The sequence below is a fragment of the Deinococcus aquatilis DSM 23025 genome (assembly GCF_000378445.1).
Lineage (GTDB): Bacteria > Deinococcota > Deinococci > Deinococcales > Deinococcaceae > Deinococcus > Deinococcus aquatilis.
Window position 1 is genome coordinate 29,364 of record NZ_KB899714.1, and the last position, 24,846, is coordinate 54,209.

Genomic DNA, 24,846 nt, shown 5'->3' on the forward strand with positions numbered 1-24,846 from the left:
CTGGATCTTCATGATCTCAAGCGGCGTCAATACATCTTCCTCATTGTAAGAAGGCCGGGAGGCGTCGCTCCTTACAGTGCACGGGTATGCATCCTGTGTCTCCTCCCCTCTCACAACAGATCAAATGGGGATTGGGAACAGTTGTAGTGATTTACTTCATTCAGCTGAGCCGGGTTCTGGGGTTGTGGAATCTGCCTGAAATCTCGGCCATGCTCAATGGATTTCTCTATGTTCCAGCAGTTCTAGGGGCAGCGGTCATCATATGGCGGGTGGCCCAGTGCACCGCCCAGCCGGGTGTATGGCGGCTCCTGGCGCTGGGAACACTGTTCTGGGGCATCGGGCAGATCGTCTTTGCTTCGCTGGAGGTATTTTCCGGCGCTGTATCGGCAGCCGACCCCTTCTTTCTGGCCTTGCCCGTCTGCTTTTTGCTGGCCTTCCTGGTACTAGAGCGTCGGCAGCCCTCACTGGTGGGGCGGGCGGCCTGGCTGGATGTGGCCGCGCTGGTGGTCAGCGTGGGGGCGTACCTGTGGTATTTCCTGCTGGCCGCACAACTGCTGAATCCAAACAATCCGCTGTTCTCCAATATCATCACGGCGGCCTATCCGCTCTCTGACCTGCTGCTGCTGACGCTGCTCCTGGCGCGGGCATGGCGCGGCGCGGCTCTACCTTCGACCCCAGACCAGGCCCGACCAGGCTGGGGCCAGGCCAATTGGAGTTGGACGCTGGCACTGGGCATGGGCTGCTTTATCGCCGCCGATCTGGGCTTCAGCTTTCTGACCCTCAGGAACGCCTATACCGGGCAGCAGTGGCCCGATACCCTCTGGCCGTTGGCAACGCTGCTGTTTGCGGGCGCGGCAGTGCAGGCAGCGGGGCAGGCCAGCCGAGAGACCCGCGCCAACCCCGACGCTGCCCGCGTTGCGTCGTTGCCCAGTGCGGCGTTGCTCAGGGTCGCTCCCCCCAGTGCCCCTGTTGCCTCCTCACACATGGGTCTGCGAACCCTAGTCGCCCCGTACGCCGCGCTGGGCAGCAGTTTCGCGCTGCTGCTGACCCTGCATGAATTGCGTTCGCCTCAGGCTCAGGGCGTTCTGGTCGCAACCTTTGTGGTGGCCCTGTTGGTGGCGGCCCGCCAAACGCTGGCGCTGCGTGACTTGGAGAGTCATCAGACCAGGCTGGAAGAGAGCCGCTCGCTGCTGCACCATCAGGCGCACCACGACCCCCTGACCGGACTGGGCAACCGCGCCCAGTTCGATGTGCTGCTGCCGCAATTACTGGCACTGGGCGCACCGGTCGGCGTGTTGTTTATAGATCTGGATGACTTCAAGTTCGTGAACGACGCCCTGGGCCACCGCATGGGCGACCAGTTTCTGAGGGAGGTGGCCGGGCGGCTGCAACTGGCAGCAGGAGCCGGGACACATTGCATCCGCTTTGGCGGTGATGAGTTTCTGGTACTGAGTGCGCCTGCCACCAGCGAACAGCTGCACCAATTGGGCGCACGCCTGCTCTCGGCTCTGGGCGACCCCGTGATGTTGGCCGGGCAGACGCTGCATGTCACGGCCTGTCTGGGCGGCGTGCTGTCGGGGCCAGATGCACCCGATGCAGAAACCCTGCTGAGACGCGCTGATCTGGCGATGTACGCGGCCAAGCGCAGCGGTAAAAACGCAGTTCGTCTCTATTCACCCGGACGACATGACCACCTTGCGGCGCGGCAGGTGTTGCTGGAAACGCGGCTGCGTGGGGCGCTGGAGCGGGAAGAATTCCGGCTGTTCTATCAGCCTCAGCAGGAGCGGGGCGGGAATATCCAGCGTTTTGAAGCCCTGCTGCGCTGGGACGACGCCGAGCTGGGAAGCGTTTCTCCCTCCGAATTTATTCCGGTGGCCGAAGCTGCTGGCCTGATGATCGATATCGGCAACTGGGTTGTAGAAGAGGCCTGCCGCCAGGTGGCCGAGTGGCGGCAGACCTTCCCTGAGCGGCGCGTCGCCATCAACATCGACCCACCCCACCTGATGCGTCCAGATTTTTTGCCCCGATTTCAGGCCATGCTGACCCGCTACACCCTGCCCGGCGAGGCGCTGGAACTGGAAGTCACCGAGCGCCTGCTGATCGCCGACGAGGATCAGGCCAGAGAAACCCTGCGGGCCTTGCTGGCGTTGGGCGTAGACGTGGCTATCGACGACTTCGGTGTGGGGCACTCCTCGTTGGCCGCCCTGATGCGCCTGCCGATCACGACCCTCAAGATCGACCGCGCCTTCGTTTCAGAACTGGGTCTGGAGTTGCAAGATGGCCTGTACAGTCAGGCAGCGGCGTACAAAGTCGTTCAGGCGGTGGTGGCCCTGGGCACGGCGCTGGGCCTGCGCGTGGTGGCCGAAGGGGTAGAAACCCCAGCCCAGGCCCGCGCCGTATGGGTCCTGGGCTGCGACGCTATCCAGGGCTATCTGGTGGGCCGCGCCGTGCCGCCCGAAAAGATTCCGGCCCTGAGCAGCGTCCAGCCCACCTCGTCAGAATTCCTGCCCCTGCTTCCAGACAGTCGTTGGGGAAAATTGGGGTAGAAGCGCTGTAGAAACGCGCCAGTCAGGTGGCCTTCTCCAGTCCAATCTGGCTTAAATTGCGTCCAAGCTGCGGAGACAACTCCCCAACGTCTGGCCGCTGCGGTGTTACCGTACCTGTATGACGACTGCCGAACCGACTGCCTCCGCCGTGCATGACGCGGCAGCTTCCCCCGATCTCAGCGCCGCCGATGTCAGCGCACACGATTCGGCCATTTTTGACCTGATCGCGCAGGAAGGCGAGCGCCAGCGCGTGGGCATAGAGCTGATCGCCTCTGAAAACTTTGCCAGCGCCGCTGTCCGGGCCGCGCAGGGCAGCGTGCTGACCAACAAATACGCCGAAGGCTATCCCGGCAAACGCTGGTACGGCGGCTGTGAGGTCGTCGATCAGGTGGAGCGGTTGGCCATCGAGCGTGTCAAAGAACTGTTTGGGGCGGCCTGGGCCAATGTGCAGCCGCATTCGGGCAGCAGCGCCAATCTCGCCATCTACAACGCCCTGATCGAACCCGGCGACACGGTGCTGGGCATGGACCTGTCGCACGGCGGCCACCTGACGCACGGCAACCCCGTGAACTTCAGCGGACTGCGCTACAAGATCGTGGGCTACAAGGTCAATCCCGAAACCGAACTGATCGACATGGAGGAGGTGCGCCGTCTCGCACACGAACACCAGCCCAAAATGATCATTGCGGGGGCCAGCGCCTACAGCCGGATCATTGACTTTGCGGCCTTCCGGGTCATTGCCGATGAAGTGGGCGCGATCCTGTTTGCCGACGTGGCGCACATTGCCGGACTGATCGCGGCGGGCGTGCATCCCAACGCCCTGCCTCATGCCCACGTGGTTGCCAGCACCACGCACAAAACCCTGCGTGGGCCACGCGGCGGCGTGATTCTCAGCAACGACCCCGAACTGGGCGCGAAGATCGACCGTGCCGTCTTTCCCGGCTATCAGGGTGGGCCACTGGAACACGTAATCGCCGCCAAAGCAGTGGCTTTCCGTGAAGCCCTGCAACCCGAATTCAAGACCTACGCCGCACAGATCGTCAAGAACGCGCAGGCCCTCGCCAGAGCGTTTCAGAATCTGGGGTACCGCGTGGTTTCGGGCGGCACCGACAACCACCTGCTGGTGCTCGATATTCGCCCCAACGGCCTGAACGGGACCAAAGCCACCAAGCTGCTGGACGCCAACCACATCACCATCAGCAAATCCACCCTGCCCTACGACTCCGAGAAGATCCTGCATGGCGGCGGCATTCGCCTGGGCACGCCCGCCGTGACCACACGCGGCATGAACGAGGCCGACATGGACACCATCGCCGGACTGATCGACCGCGCCCTGAAGGGTGAAGACGTGAAGGCCGAAGTCCACGCCTTCGCAGGCGGCTTCCCGCTGCCCTGAGCAAAAGCAGCATCAGGTCAGACAGAGGCGGGCGCAGGATGAAGGCCCGCCTCTGCTGTTGTGTATTGCTGGATTGGCCGCGCCTCCAACACCAGAAGACTCAGGACTCTTTTGAATCGGATTTAACTGTTCTGACCTGAATAATCTATAAAAAATGACGAGTACACTATAGCTTGGGCGTTTTAAAACCATCTGTTCACAAGAGCTATTAACTATTGCCTGTTGTGAATCATCTTCGTGAGGATTTCGTCATAAGGCTTGGGCTAGATTGAGTGTATGACTGGCGCTCTTTCTCCTTCCGATGTCTCTTCCGGCGACCAGCCTGCTCCGTTGCTGGTCCCTGCCGCCCCTCTGCCCCAGCCGCTGCTGAGTCTGGGCGACCTGACCCTGCACCTCACGCAGTTGGGCCTGACCGCCCCCGATCTGGGCAGCGCCATGAGTCCGGTGCTGAACGTGCTGGTCGAGCGCACCTCGGCAGTGGGGGCCGGATACTTTCAGTTGCGCGACGCCACGCTGACCTACCATGCCCGCGCCGCCAGTGGTGTGATGCCGCAGGGGCCAGCGATGGACGCCCTCCTGGCCCACGGTTTGCCTCACCACCTGCCGCTCGTGCAGGCGCTGGAGACTGCCACTGGGCCGCTCTTTTTTGACGATACGCGTCTGCAACCCCAGTCGGCAGGCTTTCCAGACCTGGGGGTGTTTGCCCTGACCGCCGCGCCCATTCGCAACCGGGCGGGCGTACTGGTGGGGGCACTGCTCTCTCACGTGTTCGAGCCGCATGTGTGGACACCCTACGAATGCCAGACTCTGGGGACGATCATGGGACTGGTGGCGCTGCTGGCCGCCCGGCTGGACGCCGAAGAACGGGAACAGGCGGCCCACGAGAGTGCCCTGCGTGCGCTGGGGCTGATGCTGGAAACGCGGGACGCCGAAACGCAGGGCCACACCGACCGCGTCACCGAACTGGCAGGACGGCTGGGCCGACGCCTCGGCCTGGGCGTACAGGAACTCCGTGACCTTCGCTGGGGAGCCTACCTTCACGACATCGGCAAAATGGCAATTCCGGACGTGATTTTGCACCATCCCGGCGCACTGGACGCAGAAGCCCGCGCCCAGATGCAGCAGCACGTCCTGCACGGCGCGGCACTGGCCCAGCAACTCAGCTTTCTGCCCCGCAGCGCCCACGACGTGATCATGGCCCACCACGAATGTTGGGACGGCAGCGGCTATCCGTACGGACTGAGCGGCGAGAACATTCCCCTGCCCGCCCGCATTTTTGCCGTCTGTGACGTATATGACGCCCTGACGAGTACCCGCCCCTACAAACGTGCCTGGAGTCACGCCGAAGCCGCTGCCCACCTGCTCAATGCTCGCGGCAGCCACTTCGACGCAGCGATAGTCGATGCGCTGCTGGCCGCATTGGACGAAGATCAGGCGGAGTTGGGGGCCGTGGGGTAGGGCTGGAGCGCAGCACCTCCGCCAGAAAACTCAACCTCTCTCCCACCGACCTCCCAATCTCTGTGTGTTCTCGGGGGCATACTCTGGGCCGATGTTGCCCGAGCCTGCCCACCCCACTTCTGCTGCTGCCGAAACTCTGGCTGACCTCGCCTCTGCGCTGGGGGCCGACGCGGTGGGCTGGACGGCAGCGCGGGTTCCGGCGGCGGCGGTGGCTGAATATGCCGGATGGCTGGATGCAGGCAGGCACGCCGGAATGGGGTATCTGGAGCGGCAGTTGCCCGCCCGAGCCGACCCCGCCAGCCGCTTGGAAGGCGTGGGCAGTGTGCTGGTGCTGGGAGTCTCGCACGCCTTCGCGCCGCCGCCTGTGCCGGGTGACGGCGTGCGGCTCGGGCGGGTGGCCCGCTACGCCTGGACACCCGATTACCACGACCAGTTGCAGCCCCTGTTGACCCGTCTGGAACAGGAGGCGGCTCGGCTGGGTGTGCGGGCGCGGGGTTACGTGGATCACGGTCCCATCATGGAACGGCTGTTTGCAGCGGGCGCTTTTCTGGGCTGGCGCGGCAAATCGGGCATGACGGTCAGCACGCGTCTGGGGGCCTTCGTGACGCTGGCCGTGCTGCTGACCGACCTGCCCTGGGAGGCCGAACCTGCGGCGCACCCTGACCGCTGTGGCCGCTGCACCCGCTGTATTTCGGCCTGCCCCACAGCAGCTATTGGCAACGACCGCACCATCGATGCCCGGCGCTGCGTGTCCTACCTGACCATAGAACACCGGGGGCCACTGCCGCACGAATGGCGGGCAGGCGTAGGAGACTGGCTGCTGGGCTGCGACATATGCAGCGAAGTCTGTCCCTGGAGCGCCAAAGCTGGCCCACTGGCCCGGTTGCTGGAGCCACAGGCGCGGCTGGCCTATCCTGACCTCAGCCGATTTTTTGGTGTCAGTGAACGGCAATTCGAGCGCGAATGGGCCGGAACTGCCCTGCTGCGTCCCCGGCGCAAAGGAATGGCCCGCAACGCCCTGACCGTTCTGGGCAACCTGCCCGCCGATCATGAGGGCCGCGAACAGGCCCGCCCACTGCTGCTGGCCGGAAGCCAGGATCCGGTGTGGGAAGTGCGGGAGGCCGCAGCCTGGGCGCTGGGACAGTGGACAGAATCTGACCTTCTCTCTCCGATGCTGGCCGACCCACATGAAACGGTGCGGGCGACGGCGGCTCAGGCTCTGGCCTTGTTTGAGGGAGGCACACAGAATCAAAAAAGTTGATCCCGCCGTTTCTGAAGTTTATGGCTCATGGCTCAGAACCCGGAGCCGCACTTCAGCCAGAGTTGAGCGACACTTTAGGGCTTCTCCATTCTGGGGGATGTCCTACGCTTTGGCCTGCGCGGGCGTGTTGGGGTAGGGCATGACCCAAGCAGAACCCACCCAGAACCAGACCTCCACCGAAGCCAGCAACCTGACCGAACAGTTTATGCAGGCTCTCCAGACCACCGAACAGACGGGGGATGTAGAACCCCTGGTGGCTCTTTTTGCTGAGGAATCCAGCCTGAAGAATCTGACCACTCAGACGTGGACCGGCCAGGACGGTGCACGCGAATTCTGGACGGCTTACCTGTCCAACTTCGACTCCATCCGCAGCGAATTCACGCACCACCTGGAAGCCAGCGGTACAGGCGTCATGGAGTGGGAAGCCACCGGACAACTGAAGGGCGGCGCAGGTCTGGCCTATCAGGGCGTCAGCATCATCGAGATTGATGCAGGCAAGGTCAGCGCCTTCCGTACCTACTATGATTCGGCTGCCTTCGTTAATACGGGTATGGCCGAGGTGCGCTCCGAGTAGTTGCCCGGTCTCCGCCCCGCTCAATTCCGGTATTTGGAGCACTTCTCTGAACGGCAGCATCAGAAAAAATGCACTCTCATGCCTCTATTTCCTGTCCTGCTCGTTCAGAGAATGTTCTCTTTCTGACCAATACCAGAGGTGCAGCGTCCTGAACCCCGTCGTTTGTGATCAAACATCAGGATAAGGTTCCATTCCTACAACAGTGCGCTTCTTTCACCTGTCGCTTGATTCATTGATGAATTGCGATCTGCCTGAAATTCGCTATCTAAAGTCCGTATAAAGTGGACAACCGGCCCGGAGAAGGCCCGCTGCACCCTACGATAGAGGCGTGCGCTTCCGCCTCTTCCTTTCCGTGCTTTGCCTGACCAGTCTTGCTGCCCCGACTGCCGCCGCACCCATGACCACTCTCGCCCGAACTCCTGTGCTGACCCCGCTCGTGACCGCCCGTTTTCCACATGACCGCAGCGCCTTTACCGAGGGTTTGCAGTACCTGGGCGGAGGCGTGGTGCTGGAAAGCACGGGTCTCGTGGGGGAGTCCGGTGTCAGGCGAACGGAATTGAAAACGGGACGCGTGCAGACCAGCGTCAGTACGCCTCTGGCACAGGCTTTTGGCGAGGGGGCAACCGTGCTGGGCGGTATCGCCTATCACCTGACTTGGCAAGATGGCGTGGCCTTTGCCTTTGACGCCGTGACCCTGCGCGAAATGGGCCGTTACCGCTATACAGGCGAGGGCTGGGGCCTGACCAACGACGGCAAACAGCTGATCATGAGCAACGGCAGCGCGGCGCTGGTGTGGCGCGATCCCAAAACCTTCGCCGTGCGCCGCACCGTGACCGTGACCGATCAGGGCCAGCCGGTACGAAACCTGAACGAGCTGGAATACGTTCAGGGCAGCGTGTATGCCAACGTCTGGCTGACCGACCGAATCGCCAAGATCGACCCGGCCACGGGCAAGGTGACGGCCTGGATCGACGTGTCCAGCCTGACCCGCGAGGCCAGTACCACCGCCACCCGCGCCGGAAGACCCCTGACCTTTGACGACGTACCCAACGGCATTGCCTTTGTTCCGGAACGCGGCACGTTGCTGCTGACAGGCAAGAGGTGGCCCAACATCTTTGAAGTGAAACTGCCGGGACTGAAAATAGAAACGGGCGTGACTGGCCGGGGACAGGTCAGGCGCTGAGAATCGACGGGGACATGAGCCGCCCAACGAAGGACCAAAGCTCAGATGCTCTGTGCCTGAGCTTTGGTCCTCAATTGCTCAGCAACCACGTTCCACACCTGCTCTGCCAGCTCATCGGCTGAGGCTGTGGCGTCCAGCACGTGAAATCTATGAGACTCCTGCTGGGCCAGGGCCAGAAAGCCGCTGCGTACCCGCAGGTGGAAGCCCAGATCGGCACGTTCCAGGCGGTCAGGTTCGCCGCGAGTGGCGGCGCGGGCCAGCCCCACGGCGGGATCAAGGTCAAGCAGCAACGTCAGATCGGGTTTGAGGCCGCCCGTGGCCGCCTGCGTGATCTGGGTCAGCAGGCCCGCATCCAACCCACGCCCCGCCCCCTGATAAGCGAGGCTGGAATCGGCGTAGCGGTCACAGACGACCACCTCGCCGCGTTCCAGCGCAGGCCGGATGACCTGCCCCACCAGTTGGGCGCGGCTGGCCGAATACAGCAGAAATTCGGGCAGGGGGTCTACCTGTAGATCAGGCTCCAGCAGCACCACCTGCCGAACCCGCGTGCCCAGCGGCGTGCCGCCCGGTTCGCGGGTCACGACATGCGCCACGCCCGCACCCGACAGCTGCTCCACCAACCGCGCAATCTGAGTGGTTTTGCCCGCACCTTCCGGCCCCTCGAAGGTGATGAACAGGCCCCGGCTCCCAGCCTCCTTCACAGACCGGTGGGGAGGTGCAGGAATTGCCAGGGCAGGCCGAATTCATCCTCCAGGCGGGCCGCCAGCGCACGCACGCCAAAGACTTCTGTTTCGTAATGTCCGGCGTAGACCACGTTCACGCCGTATTCAAAGGCGTCGTGAAAGTGCTTGTGTTCGGGTTCTCCGGTCAGGAGGGTATCGAGGCCCGTCGCGGCGGCTTCGGCCACTGCGCCCGCGCCGCTGCCACTGACGATGCCGAGGCGGTGAACGTGCGGAATGCCGCCGCCGTGCACGAGGCAGATTTCTCCGGTCAGCTTCTGTACCCGGTCAGCAAAATCCTGAAGGCTCTGCACGAACGGCAATTCGCCCGCCAGCCCGATCTTGTGGCCCTGCCAGTCTCCAAAAGGCTCCGTGTTTTGTAGGGTCAGGGCGCGGGCCATCATCGCGTTGTTGCCCACTTCGGGGTGGGCGTCCAGCGGAATATGGGCGGCATACAGGTTCAGGTCAGCCATCAGCGCGGTACGCACGCGCAGGCGGTGTGGCCCGGTAATCGGCAGGGGCTGGCCCCAGAACAGCCCGTGATGCACCAGCAACAGGTCTGCACCGCTGTCGGCGGCTTCCTGCAATGAGCGGGCGCTGGTATCCACACTGGCCGCCACGCGCCGGATCATGTCGGTGCCCTCGATTTGCAGCCCGTTCATGCTGGGGTCGGGCAGCACGCCCACTTGCAGGTATTCGTTCAGCCAGCGCACCAGCACGTCACGGGGCACTTCGCCGCGTACAGGAACGGCGGGCGCGGCAGAAGAAGAAAGATCGGTCATGCGGCCATTCTAGGCTGGGGTGAGCGGGACAAAGGGGGCAATGGGGCAAATTGGCGTGGAAGGTGAACCCCCCGTTGCTGTGCAACGCCCCCCCTTGAGGGGAGGACAAGTGCGTTTGCGCTTTCCTTTAGGGAAGCCGACTGGGCTTTACACGCCAACTCAGCCCTTCCCGCCGCGTGCCCTAAACTAGTCCTATGTTGCTGTACGGGCGGAATCCGGTGTTGGAAGCCATCGCAGATGGGCGCGTTGCCGAGGTACTGGTGGCGCGGGGCGTGGAAGAATCGTTTATCAGGGAACTCAAGGAACTGGATGTACTGGTGCGCTTTACCTCGCGCATAGAGATGGATCAGATGGTGGGCACGACCCAGCATCAGGGCGTGGTGGCTGAGGTCGAAGACCTGAAGTGGGCCAGCGTGGACGATATTTTCGAGCGGGCCGAAGCGCGGGGCGAACCGCTGCTGATCGTGCTGCTGGACGGCATCACCGACCCGCGCAACTTTGGGGCCATCATCCGTTCGGCAGAGGTGCTGGGCGCACACGGCGTGGTGGTCGAGGAACGCCGCAGCGCTCCGCTGTCGCCGGTGGTCGCCAAAACAGCGGCGGGGGCGGTGGCTTACCTGCCCGTGGCCCAGACCAAGAACCTGCCGCGCTTTATAGACGCCCTGAAGGAAGACAACGTGTGGGTGTACGGCGCAGCGGGTGAGGCCGCGCAGGACATAGGCCGCACCGATTTTTCGGGCAAACTGGCGCTGGTCATCGGGGCCGAGGGCGAGGGCCTGCGCCGCCTCGTGCGCGAAAAGTGCGACGTATTGGTCAAGATTCCGACCAGCGGGCGCGTGCAGAGCCTGAATGCATCGGTGGCGGCGGGCATTTTGCTGTATGAGGCCACCAAGAACCGTGGGGGAAGTGGGCGGTGACGGCTCCTGCCCCGTGGCAGGTGGAAACCATTTCCAGCCCCGCCCTGACGCTGGAAATCCTGCCCGAAATGGGGGCCAGCATCCTGAATCTGCGGGCTGCATCGGGCCGCCCGGTCATGCGACCAGTAGCGCTGGAGAACGTGCAGACCAGCAGCCAGTGCGCCTGCTTTACGCTGTTGCCCTACAGCAACCGCATCCGCGACGCCCGGTTTGAATGGCAGGGCCAGACCGTGCAGCTCAGGCCCAATACCAAAGACGGCCTCGCGCAACACGGCGACGTGAGAAACCGCCCGTGGACGGTCACGCGGGCCAGCGATTCGCACCTGATCTGCGACTTCGACAGCCGCGACGTATCCGACCTGAACTGGCCCTGGGCCTTTGCTGGGCGCGTGGAATACCGCCTGCATGGCCCGCATCTGGACATCAGCGTGACCCTCACCAACCTCGATTCGCGCCCCATGCCCGCTGCCGAGATGCCTGCGGGTCTGGGCCTGCACCCCTACTTTGCCCGCCTGCAAGACGGCACCGACCCGCTGCTGAGTTTTGACGCCGCCCTGACCTACGACACAGGTGAGCGCCAGTTGCCCTCAGGAGGCGCGAGGCCCCTGCACCCTGCCGAGGATTTCCGCGTGCCCCACGAGGTCGGCCCGCAGACCATAGACCGCGTGTACACCTCCTGGGACGGAATCGCCCGTCTGGATTGGCAGCCGCACACGGGCTCAGACCAGACTGTTCCCCACCGCGCCCTGATCCTCACCGCCGACAACGTTTTCTCGCATCTGGTCGTGTTTACAGCCCCCGATGGCAGCCTTGCCCTGGAACCCGTTTCTCACGCCACCGACGCCTTCAATCTGGCCGCGCAGGGCATCGGCGGCACCGACATGAAAACGCTCCTGCCGGGGCAAAGTCTGGCGGGAGCGGTGCGGGTAACGGTGGAAGGCGAGTGGTAAAGGGATAAAGCGTGAGTGGTCAGTAGGAAGTGGAAAGGTCCAAAGCCCACAAAACCGGACACTCCAGTTACCCTCTGGCGATCAGCACGCCCGCACGGTCTCTGACTTCTAGGCCAGTTTGAAGGCGCTGCAGGGCCGTCAGCAGATCATCGGTTTCGCGTAGCACTTCGGGTCCATCATCAGTGGGCAACACAAGTCGGTACTGGGCAGGTGCAGCCGGAGGCGTCCAGCGTTCTCCGCTGTCTTCTTTGACAAAGGCGCGTGACATCCTTTTATTGTGCGCTGGACGCATGAACTGGCTATTTGCACAGCGTAACGGAAGCCTTAGCTTTGGCTCCCTCTGTTTTTCCTACACCCTACAATCCACGCCCTCATTCATCCAGATCCGGCACACTGCGCCGCGCCGCCAGCGTAATCCTGGCCTCTCTGCGCTGCTGGCCGCGTTGATAGCCCAGCGTGATCGTGTCGCCAATCTGGGCGCGGCGAATCTGGTTGATCACTTCATCGGCATCGCGGGTACGCACGCCGTTCACGCTGAGGATCACGTCGCCCAGACCGGTCAGACTGCCTTCGGCATCGCGAACAGCCCCGATCAATCCGGCGCGGGCGGCAGGGCTGCCTTTGGCAACGCGTGAGACGACTGCGCCGGGCGGATCAGTCTGGCCGCTGTGGTTGGAATCGAAGACCAGTCCGACCACAGGAGTATCCCGCTTGATGCCTGTGCGAAGGGCCGCGATGAGGTCGTTGCCCTCGGTGACGGGCACGGCGTAACTGGTGCGCGTCTGGCCGCTGGTATCTACCCGGATATAGCTGATGACCCCGATGGCCTGCCCATTGCCGTCGATGATCGGGCCGCCGCTGTCGCCGGGAGCCAGAGGCGCGGTCATTTCCAGCGTGCCCTGCGGAAAATCGGCGCGGCCTGCTTCAGCATTCAGGCGCAGCAGACGGCCCCGGCGGGGTTGCAGGAAGTCTCCCCCGCTGTTGCCAATCGCCAGCACCGTTTCTCCCACACGCGGCGGGCGGGTGGCGAGGTTATAGGCCGGAAATGGCCCGCGCCCCTGCACCTGCAACAGTGCCACATCTGCCGCCGCATCGAACGCCGTGACCCGCGCCGAATAGGAGCGACCCGACAGGGTACTGATCTGAAACAGTTGCCCTTCTGCGACCACATGGTAGGCCGTCAGCACCTGCCCGGTCTCGCTGATAAAAAAGCCGGTGCCGAGGCCAGCCGTGTTGCGGGCCGCGTTCACGCTTTCCACGCGCACGGTGGCGGGGCGCAGCTTCTCGAACAGCACGCGGGACTCTGCGGGAAGTTGGTTGGGCAGCGTGCTGGTGGGAGCAGGAGGCGCAGACAGCACCGGATCGGCCCTCTGTTCAGGCAGCAGATAGGCTCCCAGAGCGAGGATCAGAAGGACAGGTAACCACGGCGAGAATCGCACAGGCTGATTCTAGGTCGGCACAGTAAAAAATAAAGTGGGGGAAGGCACGGGAGACACAGCGTGACGCACTACCTTGCTTGACAAGGTACTAGGTATTGACTACCTTAATGAGCAAGTATCCAGAGGGACAGTTTTAAAAGGACAAAAGGAGATGGTCAATGAATCCGCTGAAATCCGGCACGCTTGATCTGGCCTTACTTGCTGCCCTACACGAGCAGCCGCGCTACGGGCTTGACATCCTGAAGTACGTGAATGAGCGCAGCGGCGGCCTGTTCGATCTGCGAGAAGGCAGCCTGTATCCGGCGCTCCACCGCTTGGTCAAGGCGGGCTGGGTAGAAAGCGACTGGCAACCCAGCGACAAGGGCGGCGCACCCCGCAAGGTCTACCGCCTGACCGACGAAGGCACCCAAGCCCTGAGCAGCAAGCGGGCCGAGTGGCAAACGCTGCGCGGCGCACTGGACGCCTTATTACCCATGTTTCGCCAACGGAGACACTCTGTATGACCCGCCGCCTGAGCCGAGCATCCCGGTTGCTGAGCATCGACGCCTATATTCACCGCGCCACCCTGGGCCTGCCGAAAGCCGAGCGCCTGGACGCCGCCGCCGAACTGCGGGCACATTTGCTGGAGCGCACCGCCGAGCACGAATCGCAGGGCTTTAGCCGCGAGGAAGCCGAGTTTTTGGCCGTCAAAGGCATGGGCGACCCGCAACCCGTGAACCGGAGTCTGCTGGGACATGCACTGACGCATAAAGCTGGCTGGCTGGTGCTGGCGCTGTTGGTGGCAGGCGGCGGTGGGTGGTGGGCATACCGGGAATGGATGCCGCCGAGGGTTGGAGTATCCCGTGAGGAATTCACTGCCGATGACGCAAAATTGCTGTTCACTTACGCCACTGCTCCCAGAGGGCACTATGACGCCTACAACATCACTTACCCGAAAGGCACTCAGAGCATTGTCGCCGCCTTCATCAGTGAGGATATGCGCCAAGTTCAGGTACTTGATCTCTCTCAGATCAGCGGCAAGCAAAGGATCAACGCTCCCGGCAGTTACCGCTATCAGCAGCGTTGGCTGATCAATGGGAGTGTCTCTGCGCCCGAATCCTTACCTTGGTATCCGCAGTGCAAGAACTTGGGGATTTACTTCCTCACCCCAGAGATTCCATCTGCCCTTATCAGGAATCAGGTTGGAGCGGGGCAGATGGGTGGTCTCATTCCCTACGGAGCCTGTTACGAGGCCGATAAGAAACTGGCCGCACAATTGCCATTGACACAGCAGGCCGACTGGATGGAACAACCGATGGCACTGAACCACTGGAGCTTGGTTTTTTCGGGTGCTGCTGGTTTCGACAACATAGATCGCTCTCTGTACATCGTGGTCATGCCACTTGAGTATTCCTTGAAACCCAAGGCCCCATTTTTTGAGGTCAACGCCGGACGTTTACGCATTAACGGCGATACCCGAGACCTTCCACCACTTCCTGCTCTACCCTGACTCCCATGCTCTACTGGCTTCTCAAATCTGAACCCGATGTATTCGGCTACCCCGATCTGGTGCGGGTGGGCGTGGAGCCGTGGAATGGCGTCCGGAATTATCTGGCCCGCAACCATTTGCGGCAGATGGCGGCGGGCGATCTGTGCCTGTTCTACCACTCCAACGCCAAGCCGAACGGCGTGGCAGGCGTGGCGCGGGTGGTGCGGGCCGCCTACCCCGACAACCTGCAATTTGACCCGGCCAGTGCCTACTTTGACCCCAAGAGTTCCTCCGACAATCCGCGCTGGAGCATGGTGGACGTGTCGCCCGTGGCGGCCTTCCCCACCCTGCTGACGCTGGACGCCGTGCGAGGGCTGCCCGAGTGGGCCGACTCTCCCCTGACCCGCAAGGGCACGCGCCTGAGCGTGTTTCCGGTGACGGCAGCGCAGTTTGAGGCGGCACTGGCAGCGGTGGGCTTGGAGGCAATCTGGAAAACAGAGGGGCCGACCGACTTGGAAACAGCGGAGACAGAAGCGGGGGGAGCGCAGTCTTTTTGATAATTTTTGCCCAGCCCTATCCCAGCAAGCCGCGAGGAATGGCCCAAACGGAAGGAAATTTTTCTACTTACCGCCCATCCATTTAGATTTCAGTTTCTTAGCGCTTGTCACGGTCTTGTCAGAGGTTGGGGCGCACACTACACGCATGGAACTGCTGCTGGCCGCCCTGGTTATCACCACTTCACTGCTGATCGCCTCACAACAAGAGCGGCCCAAGCGTGTGCCTGTGCGTGTGCGCGTTTCCGACCGTCCTAAACGCTAACCAGGCCGCAGTTCATCTCAAGATGAACCGGGCGAAGCAAGCTCCGGTGTCCTGAGATCACCCGAGTCCTGTCATTCTTCAGACCATCCACGGCGGCCGCCTCCGCCCGCACCCCAATTGCCCCGCCTGCCCTCTCCTCCTCCGGGGCAGGCGGGTTTCCGTGCGTCCCTATCCGGTACAGTAACGCCGAGATGACAGACGCCCGTACCCTTTACCCCCTTGGCGACCAACTGGGCAGCGTGACCCTGATTCAGCATGTGGGGGACGACAAAATGATTGCCAACGCAGCACGAGTTTCGTTCGGTGGCGACAGTGACGCCCCCCTGAATGCCCGTGACGAAAAACTGATTCGGTACCTGCTGCGGCATCAGCACGGCTCGCCCTTTGAACACAATCTGATTACCTTTAAGGTGATCTGCCCAATCTTCGTGGATCGGCAATGGGTTCGTCACCGGGCAGGAGTGTCCAAAAACGAAACTTCGGGAAGATATGTGGAGCAGCAGGAGCGCAACTTCCAGCCGCCGACCTTTCGCAAACAGGCTCCCAACAACCGTCAGGCCAGCGTAGAAGACGACGGCACGCTGGATCAGGAGGAAGCAGCGCGGGTCTGGGCGGAGGCGTGGCGAGCCGCTTACGGCGCGTACCAGACGCTACTGGGCCTCGGTGTCACGCGGGAGCAGGCGCGAGGGGTGTTGCCGCAGAGCCTGTATACCGAGTCTTATTACACCTTCAATGTCCGTAGCCTGCTGCACTTCATCGGCCTGCGCGACCATGAGGGCGCACAGTACGAGATGCGCCTGTACGCGCGGGCCTTGGCAGAACTCGCTGAACCCCTCTTCCCCGTCACCTTCCGCGAATGGCGAGCACTGGTGGCCGAACAAACCCACTGATACGAATACCTGTGACGTTGCAGGAAGGCTGCCTCCAATAAATGAACTGCGTCTAAATGGGTCTCTGGTCAATTGACCCCCCCCTATACTGCTGAGCGTGTCTGTTCTTTGGTTGAATCAGCGGCCCACCTTTGGATCGCGTCTGGCCTCTTTCGTGCTGCGTGCAGCGGGATGGGAATCTGTGATCGCGCCTCCGCCGGGGCCGAAATTCGTGGCTGCCGCTGCCCCACATACCAGCAATCTCGATTTCTGGCCTGCTCTGCTGTGGCGCTGGGCCACACGTATTCCAGTGCACTGGGTCGGCAAAAAAGAACTGTTTCAGTTTCCGCTGGGCCTCTTTATGCGGGCGGTGGGCGGTTTGCCCGTCAACCGGCAGAAAGCGGGCGGTAACTTTGTCGATGCCGTGGTGGCCCTGATCCACAGCCAGAAGGAAATCGTGCTGGTGGTGGCACCCGAAGGCACCCGCAAACGCGGCCAGTACTGGAAAACAGGCTTCTATCACATGGCCCTGGAAGCGGGTGTGCCCATCGGAATCGTGGTGCTGGACTGGCAGCACAAGCGCGTCGGCATCATCGGCTACCTGAACCCCACAGGTGATATCCATGCCGACTTTGCCGTGATCCGCGAGATGCTTAAAGATGTGCGGGGCCGCGTGCCTGCCTTTGAGACGCCCATCATTCCCCGGCCCAAAGAAGAGGCCAAAGCCAGCAAGGCGTAGCTAAACCAGCTCTATCAAGCAGGAAACAGGGAGGGCCAGCCTGAGCATAGGCTGGCCCTCCCTGCTGCTGTTCTGGCTGCTTCTCAGCCCATCTTGACGAACATGGGCGGCTTGATACCGATCATGCGGGCCATCAACCACACCTGACCTTTGTGGTGGGCCTCGTGGGCTATCACCATGTCAAGCAGGGCCGAGATGGGCAATTCACGCCCTCCAAAAGCGGTCACGCGGCGGCTGAGGTCTTCGTTGCTGAGGGCGGAAATGACGCCCAGAGCAGCATCGGTGGTCTGCTGAAGGCGGAGGCGGGCGGCGGGCAGATCGGCACTCGGAGCGGGCAACGCGCCCGGAGTCTGGCCCTGCACCATTGACAGAAAGCGCTCACTGCTGCCCGACAGGTGGTCGGCCAAGCCGACAAAGCTCATGCCACCTTCCCACGCAGCAAACTGAGCCTGCTCGTCGGGAAGGTCGGCGTAGAGGTCCATCAGGGCCGCGCGGTGGCCCTGCAGGGTACGGGCAAATACGGCGGAGCGGGAGGGGGCAACAGTAGGGGCAGTCATATCAGCAGAATAGTGCCGCGCGGCCTATCAAGAGAAGGGCGGCGCGGCACCAGCAACACTTCAGGCAAAACTTACAGCGGGCGAATTTTGATCGCGTCGCGGATTTCGGCCAACAGTTTTTCTTCGTTGGTGGGTTCGGCCACAGCGGGCTTTTCCTCGCGCTTGAAACGTTCCATCAGGCGCGTAAAGGGCGTGATGACGAAAAAGTAGACCACGGCGGCAGTAATGACGAAATTGATCAGGGCCGTCAGGAAGGTGCCGTACTTGAAGATGCTGCCGTTGATGCTGAAAGTCAGGGCATCGAAATTGGGCACGCCGCCGAAAATGCCGATGATAGGCATGATCACGCCCTGCGTAAACGCCGTGACCACGCCGCCGAAGGCTGCCCCGATAATCACACCGACAGCAAGATCGATCAAGTTGCCACGCAGCAGGAATTTCTGAAATCCGCTCAACATGGGAATAATCTTACACGGATTTCAAGGCAAGTTGAAGGGCGGTCAGTAGCCTGCACAGCGCATATCGAGATGAGTGGCAGGAAGACTCAGCTTCCTCACCGCCCACCTATTTGATCTGTAGGTCAATACATCATCAGACCATTAACTTCATGCCTGCCCACGCATTCCCTGTTCGGCCACCTGAATCTGTACAGAATCGCCCTTGCCGCTGTCTTTAACGGCGTGGGCGCTCATGCCCCACTGGTGGCCGCTGCTGGTGGCCGAATTCAGAATCACGCGGGCCAGCTCGCCCAAAGTGGCCCCGCCAGGCTGCACATCCATCTTAAATTCCTTGCGGAGTTCGGTCAGGCTGGTGTCGTCCAGCATCAGCTCGGTGCCGTAGCGCAGGGTGGTGGGCGGTACCAACAGCAGATCGGCCTCACCGGGCTTGATGGCATGCCGGAAACAGCGCCCGGTCAGCAGGCCCGCCACAGTTGTGACCTTGCCGAAGGTTTTGTTTTCCACGGCCCGCACTTCCAGCGTGAGGCCATCAATGGCCCGCAGCGGTTCTACGGCCAGATCCAGCGACTCGGCAAACAGCGCCCCGGTTGCCAGAATCACGCGCCTTGGCTCGGGCAGGGCGGCGGGCAATTCCAGATCCAGGCCGCCCGTCAGGAAGTCGCGGATCATGCCCACGCCGTTTTCCAGCATCGGGAAGCCTTCGTATTCTTCCTCGCTGGGCAGCGGTTCTCCGGCCAACAGGTACAGTTCGTCAGAGGGGAAGATGAACCGGGTGCCGCGCTCGTTCAGAAACTTCTTGCGCCAGATATTCAGGCGTTTGAGGCTGTCCTGTGCGTCCTCGCGGGAGAAGGTTCGTACATCGGGCAGGTTGGTGCGGTGCGAGGTCAGGCCGATGGGCACCACCGCCGCGCTGAGGACGTTGGGGCGGCTGGACAGGTATTCCACCGTATCGTCCAGGTGCTCGCGGTCATTGCGCCCCGGCACCAGCACGATCTGGGTGTACAGATCGATGCTTTCCAGCCGCTCGATCATGCCGCGAATCTGCACGGCCTGCGGGTCTTTGACCTTCAGTTTCCACCAGCGCATCAGGTCCTGGCGAAGTTCCTGATTGGCCGTATGAACCGACACGTACAGCGGAGACAGATTCTCATCCAGAATCCGGTTGATGTCGCCCTCAGTGAGGTTGGTCAGCGTGACGAACGAGCCGTACAGGAACGACAGGCGGTAATCGTCGTCCATGATGTAGAGGCTCTTGCGAAAGCCTCTGGGCATCTGATGCACGTAGCAAAAATCGCACTTGTTGGCGCACTTCTTGATGCCGTCAAACAGCACTTCTTCAAAGTCGAGCCCGGGGTCTTCCCATTCCACATCGAAGGAAAAGGTTTCGCCCAGTCCCGGCTCCTGCGGCATAAACAGGCGGTGATGGTCCTGCGCCGTGCCGGGAACGCCGGTCATGACCTTGGGGGCGGCGGCGGGGCGGGCCATTTCCAGCGTGGCTTTGCCCTGCGATAAGGCGTGGCGGTAGGCCAGCACATCGGTCACGGAAGCGCCGTTGACGCGCAACAAAAAGTCGCCGGGGCGCACGCCTGCACGCTCGGCCGGGCTGCCCGCCTCTACCGTTTTGATGGGCGCGGGGTAAAGCTCTTCGGGTTGAGACAACACAGGGGCTGGTGACACTGGGGCTGGGTTGTGCTGATCATCTAGGCTGGCGGCGCTCATCTGTCCTCCCTTCGGACTGTGGTAGTCCCTTCCGGCAATGCCGTAGTGGGCCGCCGCGAAACAGGGCAGCTTAACAGAAGGCAGAACGCTGGGCTGTGATGTGTGTCCCGGTTGGCCCTTCACCTGCTCGGCAGCTCAGCCCGCACCCATCAGCCGCCTCAAGCCGCTGGAGGCCACCTCCCGCAAACTGAAATCCATCTGCGGGGTCAGGTCGGTGCGCTCCGGGTTGACCTCGATGACCACGCCGCCGCCGTGCCGGGTATGGCGGGCCAAGCCTGCCGCCGGATACACGAGGCCACTGGTGCCCAGAATCAGGGCCACCTCTGCCTCATAAAAGGCAATCTGGGCGGCTTCCAGCGCCGCTTCGGGCAGGAATTCACCAAACCAGACGATGTTGGGGCGCATCCGGTTTCCGGCGGGCGAGAGGGGCGGCGTGACCAGTTCGGCGGGGTCGGGCAGCGCAAAGACTTCGCCCGTGACCTCATCGCGGGCGCTGGACAGGCTGCCGTGCAGTTCCACCATCTGCCCGCCGCCCATGCCGCTGCCTGCGCGGGCATGCAGGCCGTCTACATTCTGCGTCGCCAGAAAAAACCCTGCGCCCTTGTCGCGTTCCAGTTGCGCCAGCCCCGTGTGGGCCGGGTTGGGCTGAGCGCGGGTCACGTCGGCATAGCGGCCCGCGTACCACTGCCACACCAGATCGGGGTCGCGGAAGTAGGCTTCGGGGCTGGCCAGATCTTCGGGCCGGAAGCGTGCCCAGTGGCCTGTCTGGGCGTCCCGAAAGGTGGGAATCCCGCTTTCGGCACTCACGCCCGCACCCGTGAGAACCGCCACCCGGCGAGCAGAAGCGAGGGCGGCGCGGGCCTGATCCAGAGTCAGCATAGGAAGGATTGTTTCATGTCTGCCGGGTCAGGACAGCGGAAACTCGGTGAACTCCGCCGGAACATGTTCAGTAAGCCAGACGCCGTTTGCACTGATGTAAAACAGGTATCCGGCGGCGTACATCTGGCCCGCCTGCACCGTCAGAACCACTGGCGGGCCGCGCCGCGCACCGACCTGTCTGGCCGTTGCCACATCAGGCGAGAGGTGGACATGATGACGGTTCATGGCCTTCAATCCAGAGGCGCGGATGGCGGGCAGGGCGTCCGGGAAGGTGCCGTGGTACAGCACAGCGGGCGGCAGCGTGGGCACCAATTCGAGGTCTACGGGCACGCTGTGGCCCTGATTGGCCCGAATCCGCTCGCCATCCAGACTAAACCGCTGTTTGTCGCTGGCTGCCACCACCCGCGCCACCTGTTCACGGGTCACGCCCAGATGCGCCAGCACACGCGGAAGCGGCACCCATCCTCCAGGGGCAAGGGTCAGACCCGCCTCATGCGGAGCGTGCCGCAGCAGATAGGACAGCTGGTGAGAGAGTTGCTTGTCGGAGAGGGGTTTGTTGGTCATGGGTTCAGTGTGTAGAAGTTGAGGCCAGACCGCATCTGCCGTGTAGTCGGACAGGAATAGGCTAGGTGGCGCAGAAAATTAGCACGGCCTATTTATACTTAAAATCTGGAATAATTGAGTAATTGATGGCAAGTTCATCCATCTTCCTCTTAATCTCTATCATTTTCGTTGCACGGCTCTCAAATCGCAGAATTGAAGGATCATTATTCATAGCTGATCTCACACCTATATAGTTTAAGCCAAATATAGTGGAAAACAGTCGAATTGTGGAAATATTCAGCTTATTTCCCTCTTTTATAATCAGGCAATAAGTAACGGGATCTGAGATATCCTCTCGTGTAGTGATAATAGACCAATCGCAGTCATTACAGAAAAATCCTTCACAGCTCCCGATCACCTTGAACTGCCATACCCCACCGCACTCCGGGCAAAGCGTATTTTCATAACCCATTAATACTTATCCACTCCTTTATATAGAACCAGTTTCAAATTTGCTTAAACTTTTACGTAGTTAAATCTAAATTTTTCTCCTCAGAGTAAAGAATGCCACATTTCCAGTGTGCACAGGTGGAGCGTGTAATCCATCTCCCAAATGACTAAGTCACCCTTTAGGATAACAAAACCGCCCCCCGAAAGGAGCGGTGATGATAGTTGGCAAGCGTCTAAAAGTCGTACTGCTCAGTCTCTAAGCCCTTAGGCCATCAGACCTTACTGCGCGACGGTCAATTTCACCGTACTCAGGGGCGCGGCGGTGGCATCACCCAGAGGACGAACCTCGTAGGTGACGGTGCCTTTGCCGGGTCGGCTCTGGTAGGCCCAGCCACAGGTGGCGTCCAGCTTGATGTCTTTGGTGCCGATCAGACGCTCTCCGCGCTTCACGGTCACGCTGTAGCCAGTGCCGCCGCCCACGCCGCCGAAGCGGAAGGGTTCGCGGACCGTCTGACCGTCGGTGATGCTGAGGGTGTAGTCCTTGGTACAGGCTGCGGCAGCGCCACCAGCAGAAGCAGTGGCAGCGGCGACTGTGGCGCTCACGCTGATCAGCTCGGTGCCGTCGCTGGCCTTCACAGCGTAGGTATGTGCACCAGCGGCGGGGCTGGGCACGTCCTTCGTCCAGGTGCCGTCTGCGCCGACAGTGACGTTGCCGAGGCTCACGCCGTCTTCAAAGACCTCAATGGTCGCGCCGGGTGTGCCCTTGCCGCTGAGCGAAAAGCCCCCGGCGGGCAACTGTGCGTCGGCTGCGGGTGTGGTGATGCTGAAATCGGCAGCAGCAGCCGTGGTGGCGTCGGTGGCAGCAGCGGTACTTGCATCGCCCACCGTGGCGCTCAGGGTTGCCAGTTCGGTGCCGTCTGCGCCCTTGATGGCGTAGGCGTGCGCTCCGGCAGCAGCGGCGGCCACGGGCAGCGTCCAGTTTCCGTCCGCATCCACCGTGACTTTGCCGAGGCTGGTTTCTCCGTCGAACACTTCGATTTCCTGTCCGGCGGTGCCCTTGCCACTCAGGGCAAAGTCTCCGGCAGGCAGGGTGGCACCCGCAGCAGGTTCGGTGATGCTGAAGTCGCCTGCACCAGCAGGAGCAGCAGCGTCAGCCGTGATATTGACCTTGAATTCGCTCTTGGCGGCGCTGTCTGCCCCCGTGATGGTGTAGGTGTGTTCGCCCACGGTGGGTGCGGGAATGGCGGCGGTCCACTGCCCATCTGCTCCGACGGTCGAGGTTGCCACTTCCTGGCCCTGATCGGCGATGGTGAGGGTATCGCCCGCTTTGGCTGTGCCGCTCATGGTGAATTCGGCGGCAGGCAGGTTGGCATCCGACGTGGGGTTGGTGACCACGATCCCGCCCGCTGCGGCGCTGGTGGCGGTGCCTGTAGCAGTGGCCGCAGGCTTACGGTTGACCAGCCAGCACCCGCCCAGCAGCAGCAGGAGAGCCAGGGGAATCAGCCACCACGGAAAGCCGCCGCGTTTGCGTTCGGGTTCTCTGGTAACCGTGTCTCTGACCACCGTGGGCGTGACGACTGCCGGGGTTGCCGAGGGCGTGACCACACGGGGCGCGGGAGGAACTGCCGCCACAACCGTCGTGGCCGCTGCACCCAGTGCACCCGCACCCAGCAGGCCGCCCAGGCTGGAGAGGCCGGAAGGCAGCAGACCTGCCAGGCTGCCGCCCATGCCGCCCAGCAGGCCAGAAAGCGCTCCTGCGCCGACGCCACTGGCACGGGCACGGTTGCCCAGCAGGCCCAGCATCAGCGGCGTCAGGATGGCAAGGAGCCGCCCAGCGTTGGCACCACTGCCCCCCAGCGCCGTACCCAGTCTCCCGGTGATTGCGTCTACGTTGCCGAACAGACTGCCCAACAGTCCGCGTCCCTGACCTTCTATGCGGGCCGTTTCAGCCGCGTCGTTGAGCAGATTCGTGTTGAGGGTACCGTCGGCTGCGGCCAGATGCCCCAGCGGACGGGCCATGTTCAGCAAGTCGCCCGCGCCCGCCTCGGTGCGGCCCTTGTTGACCAGCGAATTCAGCACCAGTGGCAGGGCGGCGAGGGTCGCGCGGCCCGCCGTGCTGCCGCCAAAACCTGCCGATCTGCCCACCTGCTCGGCCACCGCAGGAGTGAACTGTCCCTTGATGAAGTCCAGCAGGTTGCCGGAAGTCAGCGCCGCGCCAGTGAGAGCAGCCGCGCCCAGACCTGCGGCCCCAGCAGCCGTATCGCCCACGGCACCCAGATGGGGCTGATTCACCTGAGGCAACTTCACTTCCGCCTTGCCCAGCTCAGGCAGTTTGCCCAGCTCCGGTTTATTCAGCTCGGGCTTGTTCAGTTCCGGCTGATGCAGGCCAGCCCCCAGCGCCCCGGCTCCGGCCAGACCAGCTCCGGCCAGACCAGCCCCAGCCAATCCAGCTCCGGCCACTCCCGCGCCTGCCAGTCCGGCAAGGCCTGCCAGTCCGCCTTTCATTCCCGGCAGCATGGTACTCACGTTTCCTGCATTCAGCCCACGCTGGCCCAAAAAGCTCAGCAGCAGCGGCAACGCCATCTGCATCAGGCGTTGAGCGCCGCTGTACAGGCCGCCGATGGCTGCGGGGTCGGTGTGACCCACACTGAGTTTGGCCGCCACCGTTTGCACGATCTGGTCGGCCTGTCCGCCCAACAGCACGGGCGAGAGCATTTCTCCGGCCCGCTCCAGGTTGCTGGCTCCGTCAGCGTCGTTCAGGGCGTCCTGCACACTGCCGAATCGGGGCAGATTCTGTACGGCCTCTCCGATCTGCTCGCGGCCTTCAGAGGAAGCGGCATGATCGACCAGGGCGTCGAGTTGCAGGGGCAATCCATCGTGCAGCGCGGTGCGGGCCTGCTCGGGCGTGAGCTTGACGGCGCGGGCCAACTGTTCGGCGGCTCCGTCACCGAAATAGCTTTGGATCTGATCCAGTAAAGTCATAACATTCTCCTGTAAAACGGGGCTTCTCCCCAGAGCGAAGGAAATTGAAGGCCGACCAACGAGGCTCTCTACCAGGCGATATGAGCCATGCGATCTGAATTGTAAAATATTTCACTGTACTGGGTGTAATTGACCACC

The 24,846-nt window shown here is 62.4% G+C and carries 23 protein-coding genes; 13 read left to right on the forward strand and 10 right to left on the reverse strand.

All coding sequences use genetic code 11. From position 1 onward, the window contains the following. The first annotated feature begins 86 nt into the window (after window positions 1-86). From F561_RS27230 to F561_RS0112315, 6 genes are all read left to right on the forward strand, one after another. On the forward strand, window positions 87-2,546 hold the full coding sequence (locus F561_RS27230; RefSeq protein WP_019010270.1) for a putative bifunctional diguanylate cyclase/phosphodiesterase: 2,460 nt from the start codon (window positions 87-89) through the stop codon (window positions 2,544-2,546). 118 nt (window positions 2,547-2,664) lie between these two features. Continuing rightward, window positions 2,665-3,942, forward strand: a complete 1,278-nt coding sequence (gene glyA / locus F561_RS0112295) for a serine hydroxymethyltransferase (protein ID WP_019010271.1) — start codon at window positions 2,665-2,667, stop codon at window positions 3,940-3,942. 276 nt (window positions 3,943-4,218) lie between these two features. Beyond that, window positions 4,219-5,400, forward strand: a complete 1,182-nt coding sequence (locus tag F561_RS0112300) for an HD domain-containing phosphohydrolase (protein ID WP_019010272.1) — start codon at window positions 4,219-4,221, stop codon at window positions 5,398-5,400. A gap of 91 nt (window positions 5,401-5,491) precedes the next feature. Then, window positions 5,492-6,661, forward strand: coding sequence for a tRNA epoxyqueuosine(34) reductase QueG (gene queG / locus F561_RS0112305; RefSeq protein WP_019010273.1), 1,170 nt, complete (start codon window positions 5,492-5,494; stop codon window positions 6,659-6,661). A 139-nt stretch (window positions 6,662-6,800) separates the two neighbouring features. Then, window positions 6,801-7,235 (forward strand): nuclear transport factor 2 family protein, encoded by a 435-nt coding sequence (locus F561_RS0112310; protein WP_019010274.1) that lies wholly within the window; start codon window positions 6,801-6,803, stop codon window positions 7,233-7,235. Between the two features lie 328 nt (window positions 7,236-7,563). Then, complete coding sequence (locus F561_RS0112315) at window positions 7,564-8,418, forward strand: glutaminyl-peptide cyclotransferase (RefSeq protein ID WP_026298857.1); 855 nt, start codon at window positions 7,564-7,566, stop codon at window positions 8,416-8,418. Between the two features lie 41 nt (window positions 8,419-8,459). Here the strand turns inward: F561_RS0112315 and tmk are convergent, their stop codons facing one another. Both tmk and F561_RS0112325 read right to left on the reverse strand, forming a co-directional pair. After that, window positions 8,460-9,119: a dTMP kinase gene (tmk, locus tag F561_RS0112320; RefSeq protein ID WP_019010276.1), complete on the reverse strand. Its 660-nt coding sequence runs from the start codon at window positions 9,117-9,119 to the stop codon at window positions 8,460-8,462. Then, window positions 9,116-9,919: a Nif3-like dinuclear metal center hexameric protein gene (locus tag F561_RS0112325; RefSeq protein ID WP_019010277.1), complete on the reverse strand. Its 804-nt coding sequence runs from the start codon at window positions 9,917-9,919 to the stop codon at window positions 9,116-9,118. The genes tmk and F561_RS0112325 overlap by 4 nt, the downstream gene beginning before the upstream one ends. A 194-nt stretch (window positions 9,920-10,113) precedes the next feature. On the opposite strand from F561_RS0112325, the gene rlmB reads away from it, so the two are divergent. After that, complete coding sequence (gene rlmB / locus F561_RS0112330; RefSeq protein WP_019010278.1) at window positions 10,114-10,836, forward strand: 23S rRNA (guanosine(2251)-2'-O)-methyltransferase RlmB; 723 nt, start codon at window positions 10,114-10,116, stop codon at window positions 10,834-10,836. Continuing rightward, window positions 10,833-11,786, forward strand: a complete 954-nt coding sequence (locus F561_RS0112335) for an aldose 1-epimerase (protein WP_019010279.1) — start codon at window positions 10,833-10,835, stop codon at window positions 11,784-11,786. Before rlmB ends, F561_RS0112335 begins: the two co-directional genes overlap by 4 nt. A gap of 67 nt (window positions 11,787-11,853) precedes the next feature. Here F561_RS0112335 and F561_RS0112340 read toward each other — a convergent pair whose 3' ends face one another. Both F561_RS0112340 and F561_RS0112345 read right to left on the reverse strand, forming a co-directional pair. Next, on the reverse strand, window positions 11,854-12,054 hold the full coding sequence (locus F561_RS0112340) for a hypothetical protein (protein WP_019010280.1): 201 nt from the start codon (window positions 12,052-12,054) through the stop codon (window positions 11,854-11,856). A 103-nt stretch (window positions 12,055-12,157) separates the two neighbouring features. Continuing rightward, window positions 12,158-13,225 carry a S1C family serine protease gene (locus tag F561_RS0112345; RefSeq protein ID WP_019010281.1) on the reverse strand — a complete coding sequence of 356 codons (1,068 nt, stop codon included), beginning with the start codon at window positions 13,223-13,225 and terminating at the stop codon, window positions 12,158-12,160. 158 nt (window positions 13,226-13,383) lie between these two features. On the opposite strand from F561_RS0112345, the gene F561_RS25410 reads away from it, so the two are divergent. The 5 genes from F561_RS25410 (at window position 13,384) to F561_RS0112375 (ending at window position 17,120) form a co-directional block, all read left to right on the forward strand. After that, window positions 13,384-13,728, forward strand: a complete 345-nt coding sequence (locus F561_RS25410) for a PadR family transcriptional regulator (protein WP_019010282.1) — start codon at window positions 13,384-13,386, stop codon at window positions 13,726-13,728. Next, on the forward strand, window positions 13,725-14,714 hold the full coding sequence (locus F561_RS29515) for a permease prefix domain 1-containing protein (RefSeq protein ID WP_019010283.1): 990 nt from the start codon (window positions 13,725-13,727) through the stop codon (window positions 14,712-14,714). Before F561_RS25410 ends, F561_RS29515 begins: the two co-directional genes overlap by 4 nt. A 5-nt stretch (window positions 14,715-14,719) precedes the next feature. Continuing rightward, window positions 14,720-15,250: an EVE domain-containing protein gene (locus tag F561_RS25415; RefSeq protein ID WP_019010284.1), complete on the forward strand. Its 531-nt coding sequence runs from the start codon at window positions 14,720-14,722 to the stop codon at window positions 15,248-15,250. A gap of 453 nt (window positions 15,251-15,703) precedes the next feature. Continuing rightward, entirely contained in the window at window positions 15,704-16,402 is a 699-nt protein-coding gene (thyX, locus tag F561_RS0112370; protein WP_019010286.1) for an FAD-dependent thymidylate synthase, read from the forward strand. A gap of 97 nt (window positions 16,403-16,499) precedes the next feature. Beyond that, window positions 16,500-17,120: a 1-acyl-sn-glycerol-3-phosphate acyltransferase gene (locus F561_RS0112375; RefSeq protein WP_157451829.1), complete on the forward strand. Its 621-nt coding sequence runs from the start codon at window positions 16,500-16,502 to the stop codon at window positions 17,118-17,120. A gap of 83 nt (window positions 17,121-17,203) precedes the next feature. On the opposite strand, the gene F561_RS0112380 is transcribed toward F561_RS0112375, so the two are convergent. The 6 genes from F561_RS0112380 to F561_RS0112405 form a co-directional block, all read right to left on the reverse strand. Further along, entirely contained in the window at window positions 17,204-17,677 is a 474-nt protein-coding gene (locus tag F561_RS0112380; RefSeq protein ID WP_019010288.1) for a DinB family protein, read from the reverse strand. Window positions 17,678-17,748: 71 nt separating this feature from the next. Continuing rightward, window positions 17,749-18,135: a large conductance mechanosensitive channel protein MscL gene (gene mscL, locus F561_RS0112385; RefSeq protein WP_019010289.1), complete on the reverse strand. Its 387-nt coding sequence runs from the start codon at window positions 18,133-18,135 to the stop codon at window positions 17,749-17,751. 147 nt (window positions 18,136-18,282) lie between these two features. Then, window positions 18,283-19,854, reverse strand: a complete 1,572-nt coding sequence (locus F561_RS0112390) for a DUF512 domain-containing protein (protein ID WP_019010290.1) — start codon at window positions 19,852-19,854, stop codon at window positions 18,283-18,285. 135 nt (window positions 19,855-19,989) lie between these two features. After that, complete coding sequence (locus F561_RS0112395) at window positions 19,990-20,730, reverse strand: SIR2 family NAD-dependent protein deacylase (RefSeq protein ID WP_026298858.1); 741 nt, start codon at window positions 20,728-20,730, stop codon at window positions 19,990-19,992. A 30-nt stretch (window positions 20,731-20,760) separates the two neighbouring features. Further along, window positions 20,761-21,297 (reverse strand): RNA 2'-phosphotransferase, encoded by a 537-nt coding sequence (locus F561_RS0112400; protein WP_019010292.1) that lies wholly within the window; start codon window positions 21,295-21,297, stop codon window positions 20,761-20,763. A gap of 708 nt (window positions 21,298-22,005) precedes the next feature. Then, the gene (locus F561_RS0112405) at window positions 22,006-24,708 is read right to left on the reverse strand and encodes a DUF937 domain-containing protein (RefSeq protein WP_019010293.1); all 2,703 of its coding nucleotides are present in this window, start codon (window positions 24,706-24,708) and stop codon (window positions 22,006-22,008) included. Window positions 24,709-24,846: the final 138 nt, after the last annotated feature.